3 protein-coding genes are annotated in these 1,881 nt (G+C 28.5%); 2 read left to right on the forward strand and 1 reads right to left on the reverse strand.

All coding sequences use genetic code 11. The annotated features are described in order from the left end of the window. Nucleotides 1–264 (forward strand): UvrB/UvrC motif-containing protein (locus tag HG1285_RS03230; protein ID WP_008288928.1); only part of this gene is annotated, 264 nt, incomplete at its 5' end. Next, the gene (locus HG1285_RS03225; protein WP_008288929.1) at nucleotides 261–698 is read left to right on the forward strand and encodes a hypothetical protein; all 438 of its coding nucleotides are present in this window, start codon (nucleotides 261–263) and stop codon (nucleotides 696–698) included. The genes HG1285_RS03230 and HG1285_RS03225, both read left to right, overlap by 4 nt. Here the strand turns inward: HG1285_RS03225 and HG1285_RS03220 are convergent, their stop codons facing one another. Beyond that, complete coding sequence (locus HG1285_RS03220) at nucleotides 699–1,574, reverse strand: hypothetical protein (protein WP_008288930.1); 876 nt, start codon at nucleotides 1,572–1,574, stop codon at nucleotides 699–701. Between the last annotated feature and the right edge of the window lie 307 nt (nucleotides 1,575–1,881).

Consider the following 1,881-nt stretch of genomic DNA (forward strand, 5'->3'; position numbering starts at 1 on the left):
AAACTACAGGAAGAATACAATAAAAACATGGAATTACTCCAAAACAATAAAAAAGAAATTAAAGACGTTATAAACCTTGAAGAAGTTGGAATAAAAATATATGAAGATATACCCGATAATATAAACTCAGAAGAAGACCTTTTAAAAGAAATTGAGAAACTTGAAAAACAAATGTGGGAGTATGCTAAAAACTGGGAATTTGAAAAGGCTGCTCAAATTAGAGATAAAATAGAAAAACTTAAAAAGGCGGCTGTATCCTTATGAAACAGGTTGTATTATTTTTAACACTTATTCTTGTATCTTTTTCATACGCAAAAAAGTTTTTAATAAAAAAAGGCGATATTATAGATGGAACTTTGAATATAGGTATAATAATTCCCTCAAATAATCAGCAAAATTTTCAAATGCCTTATCAGGGACAAAAAGAAAAAGAACCTCCTCAGGTTTATCCTGTTTCTATAATATTAACCTCACCTCAGTTTCAAAACTGCAACGCAGTTGGTGAACTTATATACAATCCACAGTTTAATAGATTTTACGGGAATATATCAAAAATAAGCTGTAATGAAAATGGTAAAATCAAAGATTACAAAACAAAGGGGTATATACTGAACAATCAATCTATAATAGGATTATCCCAAAATGAAGCCCAGCCTAATACGCCTGTAAAGGTCATGATAGTGCAGGAAGTAAAATAACTATGCCCTGTAAAGTTTTATAAAATCTACTAATGATAAAACAAATAGTGTTAGTACAGAAAGAATAAAAATAATAGCTGCGTAAAGGGTTATTCCATAAAGGTCAAAACCGATAAAAATTATATATGAGGTTATAATTAGCTTATATAAGTTCTCAAATTTATTTCTGGAAAGAGGCACCCCTTTTTTGTTTTGCTTCATACTAAAAATAATTCTCGGCGTTAAATGAAGCATACCACCGATTATTGTAAATAAACCAAAGCCATAAACCATAAAATCAATGTGGTAAGGAATTAATGTAAAAAGTCCAGCAACTCCAATAATATGGGCAACTACCAAGCCGATGAGGAGAAATACATGACCAGTTATAAAATATTTAACAGTATAAGGAATTCCATGAAGTTTAATTTGGGGCTTTATGCTGTCATAAAATATAAATTTTAAAAATAAGAAAATAACTGCAAACTCAAATAATGCAAATCCAGCTAAAAATTTGTAATCTCTTATAAAAAAGCTGAAAATAATTCCTAAAACTACAAACTGATGAATGTAAAATAGGTTATTTATTATAAATTTCCCTGCCTTTGTTTTTCCAAGAGGCTGCATATAAATCATAGGTATCCATGCAGTTTGAACTCCCAGAATAGCGTTTATCATTACTCCAACTGTGAATGTGTGAATAGCTATCTGTATAGAAAATCCTTCTATTCTCAAAGATAAAAATAAAAATACCGATGAAATGATTAAAAATACCACAGCAGATAATATGTATTTTACAGTTAATGAAGATATATCTTTAACGACTGCTAAAATATGAAGTGCAAAAATTAAAACTGAAGAAGCAACAAAAAAGTAAGCAATTTCAAAATTACCCATGTATAGATAAACTGAAGATAGTACAGATATAACAAAAACTATATTAGAAATCCATGTTAAAGGAAGTCTTTTTTGCTGGGAATTTGGAATTATCTGATAAAATGCTCCAAGTATTGTATGTAAAATAAATCCAAAAACTCCAATCTGTCCGTAATGAATATAGTTTCCAGTTTTAGCTTTAATAAAAAGTGATACAAACAGGTCTATAAATGCAAGGATAAAGAAAAAGGAGTAATTTTAGATACATAAAACATTTTTAACCACCAAATCTTAATTTTACTGCTAATATATTATCAAATTCCAATAA

This window comes from Hydrogenivirga sp. 128-5-R1-1, from assembly GCF_000171895.1.